This is a genomic window from Streptomyces sp. NPDC007971, assembly GCF_042958635.1.
Classification (GTDB): Bacteria; Actinomycetota; Actinomycetes; order Streptomycetales; family Streptomycetaceae; genus Streptomyces.
Window position 1 is genome coordinate 163,958 of sequence record NZ_JBIBJK010000009.1, and the last position, 17,397, is coordinate 181,354.

General features: G+C 72.4%; 15 protein-coding genes and 1 pseudogene. 3 read left to right on the forward strand and 13 right to left on the reverse strand.

All coding sequences use genetic code 11. From position 1 onward, the window contains the following. Positions 1-10 precede the first annotated feature (10 nt). The 7 genes and pseudogenes from ACFZCP_RS20615 to ACFZCP_RS20645 form a co-directional block, all read right to left on the reverse strand. Entirely contained in the window at positions 11-1,582 is a 1,572-nt protein-coding gene (locus ACFZCP_RS20615) for a N,N-dimethylformamidase beta subunit family domain-containing protein (RefSeq protein WP_391428583.1), read from the reverse strand. Between the two features lie 249 nt (positions 1,583-1,831). Beyond that, entirely contained in the window at positions 1,832-2,833 is a 1,002-nt protein-coding gene (locus tag ACFZCP_RS20620) for a phosphotransferase (protein WP_391428585.1), read from the reverse strand. A gap of 119 nt (positions 2,834-2,952) precedes the next feature. Continuing rightward, a complete protein-coding gene (locus ACFZCP_RS20625; RefSeq protein ID WP_391428587.1) occupies positions 2,953-4,755 on the reverse strand; it encodes an alkaline phosphatase family protein in 1,803 nt (600 codons plus the stop codon). 203 nt (positions 4,756-4,958) lie between these two features. Continuing rightward, the gene (gene efeB, locus ACFZCP_RS20630; RefSeq protein WP_391428589.1) at positions 4,959-6,194 is read right to left on the reverse strand and encodes an iron uptake transporter deferrochelatase/peroxidase subunit; all 1,236 of its coding nucleotides are present in this window, start codon (positions 6,192-6,194) and stop codon (positions 4,959-4,961) included. Further along, positions 6,191-7,387 (reverse strand): imelysin family protein, encoded by a 1,197-nt coding sequence (locus ACFZCP_RS20635; RefSeq protein WP_391428591.1) that lies wholly within the window; start codon positions 7,385-7,387, stop codon positions 6,191-6,193. The genes efeB and ACFZCP_RS20635 overlap by 4 nt, the downstream gene beginning before the upstream one ends. A gap of 136 nt (positions 7,388-7,523) precedes the next feature. After that, positions 7,524-7,811: pseudogene (locus ACFZCP_RS20640) on the reverse strand (hypothetical protein); the annotation flags it as partial. A gap of 36 nt (positions 7,812-7,847) precedes the next feature. Then, a complete protein-coding gene (locus ACFZCP_RS20645) occupies positions 7,848-8,609 on the reverse strand; it encodes a polysaccharide deacetylase family protein (protein ID WP_391428593.1) in 762 nt (253 codons plus the stop codon). Between the two features lie 699 nt (positions 8,610-9,308). On the opposite strand from ACFZCP_RS20645, the gene ACFZCP_RS20650 reads away from it, so the two are divergent. Both ACFZCP_RS20650 and ACFZCP_RS20655 read left to right on the forward strand, forming a co-directional pair. Further along, positions 9,309-9,458 (forward strand): hypothetical protein, encoded by a 150-nt coding sequence (locus ACFZCP_RS20650; RefSeq protein ID WP_391428596.1) that lies wholly within the window; start codon positions 9,309-9,311, stop codon positions 9,456-9,458. Positions 9,459-9,549: 91 nt separating this feature from the next. After that, on the forward strand, positions 9,550-10,845 hold the full coding sequence (locus ACFZCP_RS20655) for a glucuronyl hydrolase (protein ID WP_391428598.1): 1,296 nt from the start codon (positions 9,550-9,552) through the stop codon (positions 10,843-10,845). Here ACFZCP_RS20655 and ACFZCP_RS20660 read toward each other — a convergent pair. The 3 genes from ACFZCP_RS20660 to ACFZCP_RS20670 form a co-directional block, all read right to left on the reverse strand. After that, entirely contained in the window at positions 10,842-11,237 is a 396-nt protein-coding gene (locus tag ACFZCP_RS20660) for an Imm7 family immunity protein (RefSeq protein WP_391428600.1), read from the reverse strand. The genes ACFZCP_RS20655 and ACFZCP_RS20660 overlap by 4 nt on opposite strands. 37 nt (positions 11,238-11,274) lie before the next feature. Next, a complete protein-coding gene (locus ACFZCP_RS20665) occupies positions 11,275-11,664 on the reverse strand; it encodes a Rid family hydrolase (RefSeq protein WP_391428602.1) in 390 nt (129 codons plus the stop codon). Positions 11,665-11,760: 96 nt separating this feature from the next. Continuing rightward, positions 11,761-12,531, reverse strand: a complete 771-nt coding sequence (locus ACFZCP_RS20670) for an isoprenyl transferase (RefSeq protein WP_391428960.1) — start codon at positions 12,529-12,531, stop codon at positions 11,761-11,763. 119 nt (positions 12,532-12,650) lie between these two features. On the opposite strand from ACFZCP_RS20670, the gene ACFZCP_RS20675 reads away from it, so the two are divergent. Continuing rightward, positions 12,651-13,619: a TAXI family TRAP transporter solute-binding subunit gene (locus ACFZCP_RS20675; RefSeq protein WP_391428604.1), complete on the forward strand. Its 969-nt coding sequence runs from the start codon at positions 12,651-12,653 to the stop codon at positions 13,617-13,619. Between the two features lie 4 nt (positions 13,620-13,623). Here ACFZCP_RS20675 and ACFZCP_RS20680 read toward each other — a convergent pair whose 3' ends face one another. From ACFZCP_RS20680 to ACFZCP_RS20690, 3 genes are all read right to left on the reverse strand, one after another. Continuing rightward, complete coding sequence (locus ACFZCP_RS20680) at positions 13,624-14,991, reverse strand: HAMP domain-containing sensor histidine kinase (protein WP_362696200.1); 1,368 nt, start codon at positions 14,989-14,991, stop codon at positions 13,624-13,626. After that, positions 14,988-15,770, reverse strand: coding sequence for a response regulator (locus tag ACFZCP_RS20685; protein WP_391428608.1), 783 nt, complete (start codon positions 15,768-15,770; stop codon positions 14,988-14,990). Before ACFZCP_RS20685 ends, ACFZCP_RS20680 begins: the two co-directional genes overlap by 4 nt. A 70-nt stretch (positions 15,771-15,840) precedes the next feature. Beyond that, positions 15,841-17,259 carry an MFS transporter gene (locus ACFZCP_RS20690; RefSeq protein WP_391428610.1) on the reverse strand — a complete coding sequence of 473 codons (1,419 nt, stop codon included), beginning with the start codon at positions 17,257-17,259 and terminating at the stop codon, positions 15,841-15,843. Positions 17,260-17,397 lie beyond the last annotated feature (138 nt).

Sequence of the window (17,397 nt, forward strand, 5' to 3'; positions counted from 1 at the left end):
GCCGCCGCCCTCAGACCGTGCCGCCGTACATCTCCGCCACGTTGGTGCGGGGCGCCGGACGGTGGCGGGCCCCCGGGCCCAGCGCGAAGGTGCGCAGCAGGTTCTCCGTCGTACGCGTGACGAAGGTACGCGTACGGTCGTCCATGCCGTGGTCGCTGCCCAGCTCGCCGGTGCCGGCGACCAGGGCCTCCACCCAGCGCATCGTGCCGGTCGCGAAGACGGCCGCACCGCCGGGTGCCGTGTAGTACGCGGAGTCGCTGTGGCTGGGGCGTCCGCCGGCCGCAACGGGGGAGTGCGCGGTGATCTCCAGCTGACCGGGGGTCGGAAAGGCTGGCGTGACCCGGTCGTACTCGACACCGACCAGATGGGCGAAGCTGTCGCCGCGCCGGACGCCGGTGCCCTCGTAAAGCCAGTGATCGGCGGCGTGGACGACATAGGGGGCATCGACCGGATAGCCCTCGTAGAGCACGCCGGTGAGTGAGGACTCCGGATCGGCGGCGGGCGGGCTGCGGTAGTCGGTGGTCACCAGCTCCGGAGCGGACGAGTAGTACGGGTCGGACCGGTACGACGTCTTGTAGCAGACCACCGTACGGTCGCCCGCGCCCTGCTCGTCCTCGAGCCGGACACGGCGGTAGCAGGTGTTGGCGCCGAGGAAGGCGAGGTTCGTGCCGGCGTCCCGGGCGCGGGTCACGTACTCCCGCTGCTGGGGCGTCCAGTACTCGTCGTGGCCCAGACAGACCACGGTGCGCGCTCCGTACAGCACCGAGGGGTCCCGGTGGACGTCCACGCCGGTGGTGTAGGCGAGCGGGATACCGAGGCGCTCCGCCAGCACCACCAGGGCCCGTTCGTAGACCAGGAACTTCTCGGCGCCGGTGCCGTCGTAGGGGCGGTCGAAACTGACCGCGAGCGACCGGTCGGCATAGGCACCCGAGGCGCCCGAGTAGAGGCTGTAGCCGCCCCAGCGGTTGTAGGCCTGCCAGGTGGCCGGGGCGTGCAGCAGGACCGTGCGGCCCGTGCCTTCCACGGAGCGGACGATCAGCGGGACGTAGCGCTGGTGGCCGGTGTCGGACTCCAGGCGCAGCAGATACGCGCCCTCCGGCCAGCCGGTGGTGTCCAGCGTTACGGTGGCCGGCCAGTCGGCGCGCACGGTGCGGGTGGCGGACAGCAGGCGCGGGGAGGGCTGGGTGCGGCCGGGTATGCGCGGCGACGTCCATATCCGGCGGGCCTGCTTTCCGCCGTACCAGCCGACGCGGAACGCCGAGACCCGGAACGAGGACGCGGTGGTCGACACATGCAGACCGCACTCCTGGCCCGGGGTCACGCTCACCCGGTCGGTGTAGGCGGCCACCGCCTCGGGCGGCCCGGCCGAGCGGACACGCCAGTCGGCGGTGCCCGGTGCGTCCCGCTCCGCCTCCGGCCGCAGCCGGCCGCCCTGTCCGCCGAAGGGGCGGAAGGCCTCCCGGTGCGGCCCCGGTGTGCAGGCGGCGGCCGCGCCCAGGCCCGCGCCCGCGCACAGGGTCAGGAAGCCCCGGCGGGCCAGGCCGTGGCCGTGCCGGGGTGGAGTCCCGTGGGCTGGGGTCACTGCACCTCCCGGATCCGCCCCGGTTCATGCTGTGTCCAGGCTCCCGATGCTGCTCCGCCTCCCGCAACCGCACCATGGCTCCGGGGTGACGTGACGGGGAGGGATCGGCCGGGCGGGACACGCGGACGAGGGCGCAGCGGGCCGGCTGCCGGACGTTGTTCCGTACGAGTGGCACGCCGGCGGCACCGGGGGCGCCGAGTCGATCACCCCGGGGACCCCCGGCCTGGTCGCGGGCCCGTCCACACCGGCCTACAGGAGTGGCTCCTCGAAGAGTTCCATCAGTGACCGGGCGCTCTGCCCGGCCAGGAGGGCCGTTCCGGGCGCGGCCGGGAAGAGGCCACCCCAGGCGCGGGCACGGCCCAGGGCACTCAGCCGCCAGGCGAGCCGCACCGCACGCCGAAGTTCCTCGGCCGTCCGGCCGGCTCCGGTCCACGGCTCCAGATAGGCGTCGCGCAGGCGCGGCAGTATCTCGGGCCCGTACCGCTCGCAGGCCCTGCGGGCCGTGACGTGCAGGCTGCAGAACGGGTGGGAGACGCTCGCGTCACCCCAGTCGAAGAAGGTGTACCGGCCCGGTTCCGGGCGGAACAGCTGGCCGTCGTGGAGATCCGCGTGGTCGAGGGAGTCGGGGACGCCCGAGGCCGCGAGTTCGGTGCACCAGTCCACGAGGCGGGGCCGGAGCGCATCGAGCCGCGCGCGGTCGTCCGGCCGCAGCGCCGTGTTGTCCACGAGCAGTTTGTCGAAGACCTCGGGCAGTTCCGCGGGCCGCGCGCTCGGCACACCCAGCCGTACGATCTCCCGCGCGTGCGGGACCAGGGCGCACTGCATGCTCGCGTACTGGCCCAGGAGGCTCTCCCAGGCGCGGGGCTCGACGGCCGTACGTTCGAGGACGGTCCGGAAGAGGTCGCCGCCGTCGGGCAGCAGCGACCAGCCGCGCCCGGTGTCGACGGAGAGCGGCTCCAGGACGTGCTCCGGCACCCAGCGGGCCAGCGCGGCGGTCAGCGCGGCCTCGAAGCCGCTGGCCGGCGGATTGGCCTTGAACCACACGGCCTCCCGGCCCGCCACGGGCACCCGCACCAGGACGGACCACGGCCGCAGCCGGACCCGCAGCGGTCCGGACGCCCGCAGACCGTGTGCGGCGAGCCGGTCGTGCACCCAGCCGAGCGCGGCGGTCCTCCAGGCCTCCTGGTCCCAGGGAGTCCTCGCGTCCTGGTAGCGGCCGCGGTCCACGGTGAACGATGCGTCATGCTCCATCACGTCATCCCACCACCGTCACCTGGGCAGGACCAGTCATTTTCCGACGTCACGACGGTACGCGTACATGCGTACGCCCCCGGACGCGGTCCGGGGGCGTACGCGGTCGGTGCTGCGGGTCAGGAGTGCTGCCTGCGGCGCACCGTGAGGTAGGTGCCCGTGAGGCCGGCGGCCAGCAGGGCGCCCACGCCGAGGCCGACCGGCACGGCCGGGAACTGCGAAGTGCCGGTGTCGGCGGCGGTGTTCTGCATCGCCGGGCCGGGGGTGATGCTCGTGGCCACCGCGGCGACGTGCTTGATGGGGCCGACGGACTTGACCGAGCCGTCCGAGTTCAGCAGCACCTGCTTGTTGTTCGGATGCCGGAAATCGAACATGCCCGCGAGCGAGCCGGCCGTCGCGTCGAAGGAGTGGTCACCGACGCGGCCGGTGTGCCAGTTGTCCTCGATGAACCGGGTGAGCGACGCCTGGTCGGTCAGGGTGTGGTCGACCTTGTTGACCTTGCTGTAGGGCGAGATCACGAGCAGCGGCTGGCGGGTGCCCGGGCCGCAGCGGTCGGCGTAACCGCCGGACGCCTTCGGGCCGTTCTGGCAGGCCGGGCTGTCCGTGGCCTTGCCGTTGGAGCCCAGGGACGTGTCCTTCGAGCCGTTGCGCGGGGCGACGAAGGCGTGGTCGTACCAGCCGTCGGAGTCGTCGTAGGCCACGACGACCGCGGTCGACTTCCACTGCGGCGAGCTCTGGATCGCGTTGATCTGCTTGATCAGGAAGTGCTGCTCGTCGAGCGGGTCGGAGTAGCCCGCGTGGCCGTCCTGGTACTCGCCGGCCTTCACGAAGCTGACGGCCGGGAGCTTGCCCGCCTTGACGGCGGCGGTGAAGTCGGTCAGGTCGTAGTTGTGGTTGGCCCGACCGCTGTGGCCGATCTCGGAGACGCTCTTCGGCGGCAGGTGGTGCGGGTTGGCCGTCGACTTGTAGTACGAGAACGGGTTGTGGTGCGGGCTGTAGTCGGCCACGGCCGCGCCGCCCACGTTGGTGTGCGTGGCGTCGCACTTGGCGTACGACCCGGACGTCCCGTTCCAAGCGGCCGACGGGCGGAAGCCGCCCTGGAACCAGCCCCAGCTGACCTTCTTCGAGTTGAGCAGGTCACCGATGTTCCTGCCCTGCATGGCCGCCAGCGCGTTGGTGCTGGTGTGGTCCTTGCCGGAGCAGTCGTCGAACGCCGGGTCGGGGTCGTTGATGACCGTGCCCACGCCCTTGGCGTCGGGCGACTTGACCGCGTACGGGTCGGGCGTCGCCGTCTGCTTGCCGGTGACCGGGTCGACGGAGACGACGCCGTGCGTGTTGCCGGAGACCAGGTTGAGGGCGCCGGGCGTGGACGGTCCGTAGTTCGAGCTGTAGGAACGGTCGCCCAGGGAGTAGTGCTGGGCGTAGTTCCACAGCGCGGTGACGGTGTTGCCGTCGTAGTAGTCCATCGCCAGGCCGGGCTCACCGAACAGGCCGCCGCTGCACTTGTCGACCTCGGTGTTCTGCACGAACTGGTCGGCCTTGCCGCCGTTGTAGGCGTACTGCTCCGGGCCGTAGGAGTGGTTCTGGTCGCAGGTCATGGCCTGTGCGGGGGACAGCCGCTTCGGCGCGTACTGGTTGGGGTTGTGCTTCAGCAGCCCGGCATGCGCGAGGGTGTCGATGTCCTTCGGGGTGTTGCGCGACGCCTTGAACTTCGTGCCGTCGGTGTTGGCGGCCTTCGGGTACGTGGCGAAGTAGTGGTCGAAGGAGATGTTCTCGTCGAAGAGCACGACGACGTGCTTGATCGGCGTCGCGGTCGAGGAGTGCCCGCCCGGCACTCCGGCGGGCGCTGCCGCCCACCCCGGCGCGTTGCTGCCGAGCACGGTGAGCGCCGCGGCTCCCGCGAGCGCTCCCAGGCTCCGCATCGCGGCTCGTCTTCCCCTGCTTGCCATGGTGGTCTACCCTCCGGACAGAACGTCTGTGCGTCGTACGAGCACGGATGCTGCGCCCGTCGCGGGGCGCGACGGCGGAGCCATGATGACCTGCGAGTGAACACCGAGTCAGGGATGTTGGGGTAAAGCTTGACGGTGTGTTGACTCTTCTCGGCCGCCGACTTGTCCGGACAGGCTCAGGAGAGCAGGGCCCGCCCGTACCAGTCCGACGCGTCCCGCACGCCGGGCAGCGCGAAGAAGTAGCCGCCGCCGAACGGGCTGATGTAGTCGGTGAGCGGTTCGCCCGCCAGCCGGTGCTGCACGGTCGCGAACTGCCGTGCCAGGTCCTGCTGGTAGCAGCAGAACAGCAGGCCCATGTCGAGGTTGCCGTTGGCGTCCATGCCGCGGTCGTAGTTGTAGGCGCGGCGCAGGATGCGCTGGTCGGCGGTGACGGCCGTGCGGGGATTGGCCAGGCGGATGTGGGCGTCCAGCGGAATGACGTCGCCTTTGGGATCGTCCGCGTACTTCGGCGTGTCGTGCTCGCGGTCGCCGTCCAGCGGCGCCCCCGAGGAGCGGGAGCGGCCGAACATGCGCTCCTGCTCGCTCAGCGAGACCCGGTCCCAGAACTCCACCAGCATCCGGATCAGCCTGACGACCTGGTAGCTGCCGCCGACCGCCCAGTCCGGCTCGCCCATGCCCCGGCCCACCCACACCAGACGGTCCATCTCGCGGGCCGCTGCCGCGTCCGGGTTGGCGGTGCCGTCCTTGAAGCCCATCAGATTGCGCGGGGTGCCGGACGGCCGGGGCGGGCTGGAGAAGCCGTCCAGGCGCCAGCGGACCTGGAGGCCGCCCCGCGTGTGCCGGGCGATGTCGCGCAGCGCGTGCAGGGTGGTGTCCGGGTCGTCGGCGTGCAGGTGGAGGCTGACGTCGCCGTGGCACCAGTCGGCGTTCAGGTCGTCGTCGGGGAAGGCGGGCATGGCGGTCAGCCGCCGGGGTCTGCGCGCGGCGAGCCCGAACCGGTCGTCGAAGAGCGAGGCCCCCACACCGACGGTCACGGCCAGCTCGCCGGCGGGCAGCCGGTCGCCGAGTATGCCCGAGTCCGCGGGCGGCCCGGTGATGCCGACGGGGGACGGCGTCCCGCCCGAGGTCAGGAAGCGGGCCCGGTCGGTGAGCGTGCGCAGCAGGTCGGCCAGGTCGGCCCGGTGCTCCGCGGTCACGTCCAGGGAGACGAACACGCTCGTGCGCCGTGGGGCGGCGAGCACGGATGCCTGGTGGCCGCCGTGGAAGGGGGCCACCGCCGCCGTGGGGGCGGCGGGCGCGGCGGCACCGGTGGCGAGCCCGGCTCCCGCGAGCGCGGCACCGCGCAGGAACCTGCGCCGGCCCACTCCGTCCTGCCGGCCGTCGGCGCTCATGCCGTCCTCCTCGGCGCTCATGCCGTCCTCCTCGGATCGCACAGGGTCGCCACCGAGGCGAGCCGCTCCACCAGGTCCCCGAAGACCGAGTCGACGCGCTCGCGTTGGGCCCGGGCCAGGGAGGGCAGCGGGGTCCAGCGGCCGCCGTGACGGAACCCGTCGAGCGTGTCCCGGGCGTTGTCCAGGTCCGTGTCGAGGCCGGGCAGGTCGGCGTACCGGGGGGTGAGCAGGGGGCGCAGCCGGGACAGGACCTCGCGGGTGCCGTCGAGGTTGGCGCGGGCGGTGGCGAGGTTGCTGCCGCTGCCGTAGTCGGTCCGGCCGGTCAGCTCGAACTGCACGGTGTTCTCCAGGATTTCGTGTGCGCGCAGGCCGAGCTGGGCCGGGTCCATACGGGACTGTGACCAGCTGTCGCGCAGTGCGGTCACCGCCTTGAGCAGCGCCGCCGCCGGGGCGCGCAGACGGCCGGCGGACTGCCCGTGCCACAGCCCGTACTCGATGCGGTGGAAGCCGGTGAAGTTCTCGTCGCCCGTCCCGCCGGGCAGTCCCGCGTCCGTGCCGTTGATCCGGCCGTCGGCGTCCCCGAAGGCGTCGTACGCCGCCCCCAGCCGCTCGTACTGCAGATGGGCCGGCAGCCATGCGTTGCGGGCGCCGGCGAGGTCGCCGCGGTCGATGGCCCGGCGCAGCCCGGCCGTCAGCCGGACCACCTCGTCGAGCCCGCCGCCGACCCACTTCTGGTAGGCGAGCGCCGGCGGGATCAGGTCGTGCTCGGTGACGGGAGCCGCGCCGGGACCGCGCCGGCCCGAGGTGATGCGGACGCTGGGCCCGGTGACGGCGTCGGCGTCGTCGGGCACGCACTTGAAGGCGTACGTGCCCTTCCCCAGACGGACGGTCAACTGCCGGGTCGTACCGGGGCCGATGCCCTCCACCTCGCCGTACACGACGTGGTCTCCCGGGTCTTCCAGATAGACCTCGGCGCCGCCGCCGGAGGCGTTGTGCAGGGCGAAGGTCTGCACCCCGGGCGTCGGCCGGGTCCACCCCCGGCCGCAGTGGCTCGGTGAGACCTCGACCGTGACGGGCCGTGCGGGCCGGGCGCGGTGCCCGTCGCCGAGGGAGAACGCCAGCAGGGTTCCTCCGAGGGCGAGGGCCAGCACGAAGACCAGCACGCCGGCCGCCCGGAACCGGACCGGCCGCGTGCCGAGGCGGGGCAACGGCATGGCGAGCCTTTCCGGAACGACGTACGCAACTGTCCCCGCAGTGGTGCACGGACCGCAGGGACGGCCTCATGGTATGCAGTCCGGAACACCCGAACAGCCGTCCCAACGATTCATTGACCTGGAATTCCCTCCCGGTTCACCGGCCGTCGCCCTCGTGCGCGCGGCCGTGGGCGGCTCCGGCCGGGAGGGCCCGGCGGGTTCCGGCCGCCCAGCCCAGCCACGTCAGTCCGTCCAGGACGAACCGATTCTGTGTGGCCCTGGCGAAGGTCGACGACAGCGGCGTGTCGGTGGAGTAGTCCATGGCGTTGTGGCCGAAGTTGGCGCAAAGCATGCGGTACTTGGTGTTCGTCCACAGGACCGGGTAGTAGCCGCTGGTGCACCGGGAAACCGAAGGGGTACCCCTGTGCAGCGGGAAGCCGAAGGGGTACCCCTGTGCAGCGGGAAGGCCGGAGAGGGACTCCTAGTGCTCGGGGAAGCCGAAGGAGTAGCCCTGCTGCTTCAGCCAGGGCAGCAGGGTACGCAGGGCGGCCACGGTCTGGGAGCGGTCGCCGCCGGCGTCGTGGAAGAGCAGGGTCGGGCCGAGGTGCAGCTCGCGCTGGACCGTGGCGACGATGGCACTGGTGCCGGGCCGCTCGAAGTCCTTGGAGTCGACGTTCCAGCCCAGCGGCCGCATGCCGTGCGAGGCCGCGAGCTTGCGGCTGTAGGGGGTGAACGCGCCGCCCGGGGCCCGGTAGTACATCGGCTTGACGCCTCCGGACGCCTTGATGATCTGGCGCTCGGCGTCCAGGATCTCCTTCGACTGGTACGCCTCGGGCTTGTGGTCCATCGCGGTGTCGTGCGAGACCGTGTGGTCGCACAGCCGGTGCCCGGCCGCCACCACCTGCTTGACCAGGTCCGGGTGGGCCTCGGCCTGGGGACCGATCATGCAGAACGTCGCCTTCACGCCGTTGTCCTTCAGCAACTTGAGCACCTGCGGGGTCCAGACCGGGTCCGGGCCGTCGTCGATGGTGATGTTCACGGCGTGGGCGCCGCCTTCGGAGGCATGGGCGATGACGGGGGACACGGGCGCCGCCTTCGACGGAGCCGGGCTCGCCGGCGCCTGCTGTCCGCCGACGGAGCCCGCCTGTGCGGTCCACACCGACGTGGCCGCGGCAACTGCCGTGACGCCGACCGCCGCCGCGACCAACCGGCCGTACCATCCCCGCCCGCCGTGCCGTGCCATGTCTGCCCCGCTTCTCGTGTCGTCGTTGGGTCCCCGCGCACCTGTGAGGATGGACGGGGGACGGCCGGAGGATCCCGCTGTTACCGATCACGGACAATTCCGCGGTGATTCTGCGACAAGGGGCCCGCTGTCCGCTTCGGAATCTCTCGCTCCACAGGGCTGGAATCCACCTGTCGTCCGATTCGCCCTGTTGATGTGCCGACGCGTCACCGCTTCCATGGCCCCTGCCCGGCGGCGGCCCGCCGTCGGCACTCGGCCGACATCCGTGGGGGGTTGGGGACACGTGCGTCCTTCCAGAAGGCGCCCGAGGCGCTCGGTGGGATCATCGGGACGACGAAGAAGGGGCTTGTCCGGTGCGGCGGCGTTCCTGGGCGTCGCCGCACTCGTCGTGGCGGCCGTGCCCGCCGGCGCTGCACCGGCAGGCACGGCACCGCCCGGGCCGGGAGAAGGGGTGACGGCAGGTCAGGCGACCGACACCCCCGCGCTGGTGAACGGCCTCAGTGAGCGGTCTCCGGCGGCGGCGACCCGGCGGGCGCCGCGCGCGCCTACCTCGCCGCGCAGCGGGACCGCTACCGGATCGCGGATCCCGCCCGCGACCTCACACCCGCCGGGACCGAAACGGCGGGCGGACACGAGGCCGTACGGCTGCGCCAGACGTACCACGGTGTTCCCGTTCTGGGCGACGAGTACATCGTGCGCATGGAGCACGAGGACGGCCGCCGGATCGTCACCGGCACCTCCGGCAGGTACTTCACCGGGCTGCGGACCGGCACCACCGCCGAGGTCGACGACATGCTGGCCGTCGAGCGTGCCGTGGGCGCCGTGCGAGGGTCATGTTCACATCCCTGAACCTTGCTCATATGGGTGTACATGGCAGGGTGGGCCGTGCAAGGCTCCATCAACTTCCCCTCTTCGATGCCGAGTTGGAGGATGCGGGCCGATGGAGCTCTCCCGACGTACCGTACTGACCACGGCGGCCTCGGCCGCCGCGCTGTACACGGCGCCGATGACGACGGCCCGGGCGGCCGAGCAGACCCCCGCGGCCGTCGTCCGCACGCTCCGGTCCGCCGCCGACTACGCGATCGGCAAACTCCGCGCCGTCGCCCCGGACGTGACGGCCTTCCCGGTCGGCACGAAGTCCGAGAAGTGGGTGTACGCCCAGAACGGCGACTGGGTCGGCGGATTCTGGCCCGGCACCCTCTGGATGGCCTGGCTGCACAGCGGCGACGACACCTTCCGCACCCTGGCGATCGACTCCGCCAGGAAACTCGCCCCCCGCCAGAACGACACCAGCACCCATGACCTGGGGTTCCTCTTCTACCCCTCCTGGGTCACCGCCTGGCGCCTGACCGGCGACGACACCTGGCGCACCGGAGCCGTCCGAGCCGCCGACTCGCTGAGCCGGCGCTACAACCCCACCGGACGCTTCATCCGGGCCTGGGGCCCGCTGAACGACCCGGCCAACGCGGGCCGCATCATCATGGACACGATGATGAACCTCGACCTGCTCGCCTTCGCCACCGAGCAGACCGGCGACGCGAAGTACCTCGACATCGCCACCGCGCACGCGAGCACCGCCCAGCGGGTGTTCCCGCGCCCGGACGGCTCCACGCCCCACGTGTACGACTTCGACCCCGCCACCGGCGCACCGATCGGCCCCGGCACCGTCCAGGGCTACAGCCCCACCTCCTGCTGGGCGCGCGGACAGGCCTGGGGCATCTACGGGTTCACCACCATCCACCGCCGCACCGGCGACGATCAGTTCCTCGCGACCGCACGCAGGCTGGCCGACTACGCGCTCGGAGCCCTGAGCCCCGATCACGTCCCCGTGTGGGACTACCGGGCGCCCCAGCAGCCGAACGACGTCAAGGACGCCTCCGCCGGCGCGATCATGGCCTGCGGTCTGCTCGACCTGTCCGCGGCGACCGGCCGACCCGAGTACCAGCAGGCCGCGCTTCGCCTGCTGACCGCACTTGCCGAGACCTGCCTGACCAGGAACTCGGCGCGTGCCGAGGCCGTCGTCGCCCGCTGCACCCGCAACCGCCCCGCCGAGGACGGCATCGAGATCTCCCTCCCGTACGCCGACTACTACCTGCTGGAAGGCATCCTGCGCGTGCTGCGGCCGCACGACGTCGACCGGGCGATCGACCTGTCCGGGCCGAAGCGGGGGCACCGCGGCCGGGGCGCGCCCGACCGTGCGGAGCGCTCCGAACGCCGCCGTGCGAGCCGGACCTAGCCGGAGAACGGGTCTTCCAGGGCGGGGACGCACGGGGAGAGCAGCGGCTCCGTGTGCTCGGTGAGCGTGCCCCGGGCGAGCCTGAGCACCTGTATCTCGTTCTCGTGACCCGGGTCCTCGTCGTCGCGCACGTGGAGGAGTCCGTAGGAGCCGGGGGCGATCGCCGCCACATGGCGAAAGAGTTCGAGGACGTCGGGCGCCGAGCGGTGGTTGGAGTGGCCTCCCAGGTGGATGAACGGCTCGCCGTTCATCCACCGCAGATCCAGGAGGTAGGGACTGTTCATCCGGCAGATGTGCGCGCGCAGTTCGTCGACGATCCGCCGCAACCGCGAGCCCTCGTCCTCGTCGCCGGCGCTCTCCCTGACGGTGATCGAGCCGTGGTACTCGAACATGCCGGGATCCTAGGGTCCAAGTAAGTGGAATTTCCTGTTAGTTGGCGGGGAGGCGCGCACAGACCTCGATCTCGATCCTCATGCGGGGGTCGGCCAGTCCGCACACGAGCATGGTCGCGGCCGGGCGGATGTCACCGAAGCAGCGCCGCAGGACCGGCCAGCAGGGCTCGAAGTCCTCGCGTTCGGGCAGCAGATAACGCACCCGCACGACGTCCGCGAAGCCGCAGCCCGCCTCGGCCAGCGCCGCCTCGATGTTGCGCAGGCACTGCTCGGCCTGTTCCACCACGCCGTCCGGGATCGTCATCGTGGTGTAGTCGAACCCGGTCGTCCCGGACACATGCACCCAGTCGCCGTCGACCACGGCACGGGCGTAGCCGATCTGCGCCTCGAAGGTGGAACCGCTGAGGATCGCACGTCGCTCTGTCATGCACGGAACAGTAGGTGGCCTGCGCCGACCCGTCGAACACGGGGGACGGTGCCGAGGTCGCCCGGCACCGCGACGCCCTGCCCCGCCCCGGGCCCGTCAGCGGTCGTAACGGCGTTCCCGGGCGGCGTACGAGCGCAGGGCGCGCAACAGGTCGATCTGCCGGAACGCCGGCCACAGCACGTCGACGAAGTGCACCTCCGCATAGGCCGACTGCCACAGCAGGAATCCGGACAGCCGCTGCTCGCCGGAGGTGCGGATGATGAAGTCGGTGTCGTGCCCGGCCGGCGAGTACAGGTTGTCGGTGATGTGCTCCAGGTCGAAGTCCGCCGCCAGCTCGCGTGGGTCGCCGCCGGCGCTGATGTGCCTGTCGAAGGCGGCCTTGACGGCGTCGACGATCTCGCGGCGGCCGCCGTAGCCGACGGCCACGTCGACCTTGAGACCGCCGCGGCCGGTGGTCCGGGCGGCGGCTTCCTTGAGGACGCGGGCGGTGTTCCCGGGCAGCAGGTCCAGGGCCCCGATGATCTCGATCTCCCCGGGTTCCCCGGCAGCGCAGATGCCCTGGACGGTCTCCTCGATTATGTCGAGCAGGGGGCCGAGTTCGTCGGCCGGCCGGTGGAGGTTGTCGTCGGAGAGCATCCACAGGGTGACGTGCTTGATCCCGGCATCGGTGCACCAGTGCAGGAAGTCCGAGACCTTGGCGCCGCCGACCCGGTAGCCCTCACGGACGTCCTGGTGTCCCGCACCCCGTGCCCAGCGCCGGTTCCCGTCCAGCATGATCGCCACATGCCGTGGCCGGGGCAGGCCCTCCAGCTTGCGGTTCAGGCGCCGTACGTAGACCGCTTCCAACGCCGAACGCAAGGCCTTCATCGCCACACCGATGTCCCTTCTCCTACCCGTGTTTGAGGGCGCAACGATAGTGCCACGCCGCCCGCCGGGGCCACGCGGGAGCGGACGGCCGATGCACCCGGAGCGGCTACGCTGCGGGCGTGACCGGTCGACCGATGAGCCGCCGGGGCCTGCTGGAGGCCGCTGTCCTCGCCGGCCCCGCGGCCGCCCTGGCCGGATGCTCCGCGGACACCGGACCGGTGTGGCGGCTCAGGCTCGCCACGGGTGCGCCGGGCGGGCCGTACAACGCCTTCGGGAAGGCCCTGGCCGCCGAGGCCGCCCAGGCGGCGCCCCGTCTGCACATCACCCCCGTCAGCACCTCGGCGAGCGTGGACAACCTGCGCAGACTCGGCGACGGATCGGCGGATCTGGGCCTCGCCATGGCGGACGCCGCCGAGGACGCCGCCCGGGGGCGGGCACCGTTCTCCCGCCCGGCAGCCCTCGCGGCCCTCGCCCGTGTCTACGTCAACTACACCCATCTCGTCGTACCGGCGTACGGCCCGGTGCGGTCGGTGGGGGACCTGGCGGGCCGGTCGGTCGCCACCGGCGCGGCCGGATCCGGCGGGCAGGTGCTCGCAAGGCGGCTGCTCCAGGTGAGCAAGCTGACCGGGCAGCGGGCGGTACGGCAGCGGCAGCTCGGGCTCGCCGACTCGGTCCGGGCGCTGCGCACCGGGACGGTCGACGCGCTGATCTGGGCCGGGGGAGTGCCCACCCCGGCCCTGTCGGACCTGGCCCGCGAACTGCCCCTGCGCTTCCTGCCGCTGGACGAGCAGGCCGTCATACTGCGCGACACCTACGGTCCCGTCTACACGGCCGTCACCCTTCCGGCCGGCGCCTACGGGCTCACCGCGCCGGTCGGCACCATCGGCGTCGGCAACTATCTGCTGGCCCGCTCCGGGGTCCCGCAGCCGGCGGTGCGCGAGGTCCTCCGGGTGGTGTTCGACCGCTGGCGCGCGCTGCTCAGGGAGGTGACGGCGGGTGCCCGGCTCGAACCCCGGTTCGCGGTCGCCACCGGGGACGTTCCCCTGCACCCGGGCGCGGTGGCCTACTACCGTTCGGTCTACGGCTGACCGGTCAGGCGCAGGGCAGCCGCAGCTCCACGACCAGGCCGTGGGGTTCGTGTCCGGCCGTGCCGAGGCTGCCCCCGCTCAGCCGGGCGATCTCGTCGGCGATGGCCAGGCCCAGACCGCTGCCGGGCACGTTCTGGTGCTCGGGCGACCGGGCGAAACGGCGGGTGAGCAGGGGCAGCTGATCCTGCGGCACGCCCGGACCGTCGTCGCTCACCCGCACCACGGCCGAGCCGTCCGCGCACGCGGCCCACACGGTCACGCTGCCCCCGGCCGGCACGAACTTCACGGCGTTGTCCAGGACCGCGTCGAGGATCCGGCCCACCGCGTCCGGCACCGCCCGCGCCCGCAGCCCCTCGGGTACGGCTGCGACGGTCAGCGTCAGCCCCGAGGCCTCGAAGACCGGCTGCCACGCCGTCACCCGCTCGCGCACCGCACGCGCCACGTCCTGCACGGTTCGCTCCGCCGCACCGGCCTCGACGCGCGCCAGCGCGAGCAGACCGTCGAGCAGTTCCTCCAGGCGCTCCGCCTCGTCCAGGGCGCGCGCATGCTCCTTGCGGCCCGGGCCCGGGGTCAGGTGCGGCTCGACGTTCTCCAGCTGGAGCACCAGCGTGGCCAGCGGGTTGCGCAGCTGGTGCGAGGCATCGGCGACGAAGGCACGCTGGCGGCCGAGCGAGTCGGCGACCGCCTCGGCCATGCCGTTGAAGTGCCGGCGCAGGCTGCGCAGTTCCGGCGGCCCCGTGTCGGAGACGGCGCGCGACTGCAGGCTGCCCGAGGCCAGACCGGCGACGGCCCGGTCGAGATCGCGCACCGGGCGCATCAGCCAGCGGGTGATGCCCACCGCGACCAGTGCGGCGGCCGCGAAGGCGGTGAGCGCCCCGCCGGCGACGAGCACCCAGCGCACGGTCACGTCCCGGCGGGCGGCGGTGGTCGGAACGGCCAGCAGGACCGCCCCGCCGACCCGTTCGTCCCGGCCGACCGGCTCGGCGAGCACCACCCGGTCCGGGCCCCAAGGCCGGACGGTCGGCAGCTGTTCGGTGGAGCGGCCGGTCAGCGCCCGGCCCAGCACGTCGTCCGCGGTACGACGTGTGATGCCGGGCCCGGCCCGGGCGATCACCCGCCCCGCCGGGTCCACCACGCTCACCCCGGCCCCGTACAGCTCGGCGTAGCGGCGGATCTCGGCGGACAGTTCGGCGCGGTCGGCGGCGGTGCGCACCCGGTCGGCCAGGTCGGCGAACCGCACGGCGTCGGCGCGCCGTTGCAGCAGCAGATGCTCTGTGCGCCCGCTCGCGTACGAGTCGGCCAGGGGCACGGACAGCAGCAGCGTCGCGGCCCCCATCAGCACCATCAGGACGGCCAGCAGCCTGCGTCTCATCGGCCGTCCCGGTCTCTGTGGCTGTCCGGGTCGTCCTGACTGTCCCGGTTGTTCCCGTCGCTCCGGTCGTCCCGGTCACTCCGGTCGCTCCGGTGCACTGCCGGTGCACCCAGCTGGTAGCCGAAGCCCCGCACCGTACGGACCAGTTCCGCACGGCCCGTCTTCGCGCGGATGCCCGCCACGTGCACGTCCAGGGAACGGGACGCGGCGAGGAAGGCGTCGCCCCAGATCCGGTCGAGGATCACCTCGCGGGAGTGCACCTCGCCCGGCCGTGCCGCGAGGAAGGCGAGGACGTCGAACTCGCGGCGGGTGAGCCGTACGCCCGCCCCGGCGACCGTGACCGTACGCCCCGCGATGTCGATCTCGACGTCGCCGGTGCGCACGGGGCCCGTGCCGCGGCCGGCGGCGTCCGCACGGGACGCCGGTGCACCGGTGCGTCGGCGCACGGTGTCGATCCGGGCCATCAGCTCGTTCATCCGGAACGGCTTGACCACGTAGTCGTCGGCACCGGCCCGCAGCCCCTGCACGATGTCGCGCTCCTCGCAGCGGGCCGTCACCACGATCAGTGGTGCGTCGCACACCGTGCGCAGGCGCCGCAGCAGCTCCAGTCCGTCCAGATCGGGCAGGCCGAGGTCGAGCAGCACGAACTCGGCCTCGTGGACGTGCCGCAGGGCGTCCAGGGCCCGGCCGGCCCTGCGCACCGTGTGCCCGCGCTGGGCCAGGGCGGTGGTCAGGGCCTGGGCCATACGGTCGTCGTCCTCGACGAGCAGCGCGTGCATGGGATGTCCTCGTGCCGTGGTGACCTGGGCGGCAGCTTACGTAAGCGGTACGGCCCGGGTCACCCTCGCGTCAGCGCGCGGCCTCGGCCGAGGCGGCCGTACCGGCCTCGGTTCCGGGACCGGCCTCGCCGTCGTCGGGGCCGGCCTCGGCCTGCGCCTCGGCGCGGCTGAGCGCCGCGTTGCGGGTGTCCGGCATCAGGACGTAGGTGACCAGCGAGACGAGCGCGCACCCGGAGACGTACCAGAAGAACATCCTCTCGTGGCCGCTGTCCTTGAACCACAGGGCGACGTACTCCGCCGTCCCGCCGAACAGGGCGTTGGCGACGGCGTACGGCAGAGCCACACCGAGGGCGCGGACCCGGGTGGGGAACAACTCCGCCTTCACGGCCGCGTTGATCGAGGTGTAGCCGGTGACGATCACCAGGGCCAGCAGGGACAGTCCCAGCGCGGACCAGTAGGAGGAGGCCGACCCGAGCGCGGTCATGATGGGGTAGGTGCCCACCGTGCAGCCGACCGCGAAGGTGATCAGCAGCGGCCGGCGCCCGATCCGGTCGGAGAGCAGCCCGGCGAGGGGCTGGAGCAGTGCGAAGACGGTGAGCGCGGTGAAACTCACCAGCGTGGCCGTGGACTTGGCCATCCCGGCGCTGCCGATCAGGTATTTGGTGAGATACGTGGTGTACGTGTAGTAGGCCACGGTGCCGCCCAGGGTGAGCGCCATGACCAGCCCGGCCTCGCGCCGGTGCTGCCACAGCGCCCTGAGCGTGCCGCGCGCGGTGTCCGTCCGCCCGTTTGTACCCCCGTCCGTACCGGACTCCTCGGTGAAGGCCTCCGTCTCCGTCAGCCGGCGCCGCAGCCAGAACACCACCACGGCGAACAGCGCACCGAGCACGAAGGGGATCCGCCAGCCCCAGCTCTCCAGCTGAGCCGTGCTCAGGGTGTGCTGCATCGTGATGAGGACGGCGAGGCCGAGAAGCTGTCCGCACGTCATCGACACGTACTGGAAGGAGGAGCCGAGTCCGCGCCGGTTGCGGGCCGACGCCTCGGTCAGGTACGTGGCGCTGGCGGCGTACTCGCCTCCGATGCTCAGCCCCTGCAGCAGCCGGGCCAGGAGCAGCACCAGCGCGCCGAAGTAGCCGGCCTGGCCGTAGGTCGGCGCCAGGGCGATGAGCAGGGCGGCCACCGACATCATGCTGACCGTGAGGGTGAGCGCGCTCTTGCGCCCGTTCCGGTCCGCCGCCCGTCCGAGGATCCATCCGCCGACCGGCCTCATCAGGAAGCCGACCGCGAAGATGCCGGCCGTGTTCAGCAGTTTGGTGGTCGGGTTGTCGCCGGGGAAGAACGAGTCGGCGAAGTAGATCGCGAAGCTGGCGTAGACGAACCAGTCGTACCACTCGACGAGATTGCCGAGCGACCCGCCGACGAGGGCGAGACGGCGCCCGGCGGGGGAGAGGGACGGAGGCTTTCCGGGCAGGGCGGCGGAAGCGGACATGGCGGCTCCAGGTGGGGAAGTCCGGTGGGAACGGGGAGCGGAAGGTGCCCCCGGAACCTGAGTGCGCCGAGCATGCGGGCGCCCGCCGCACCCGGACAAGAGCCGCCGCGCAGATCTAACGTGCCGCTAAGGAAGAAC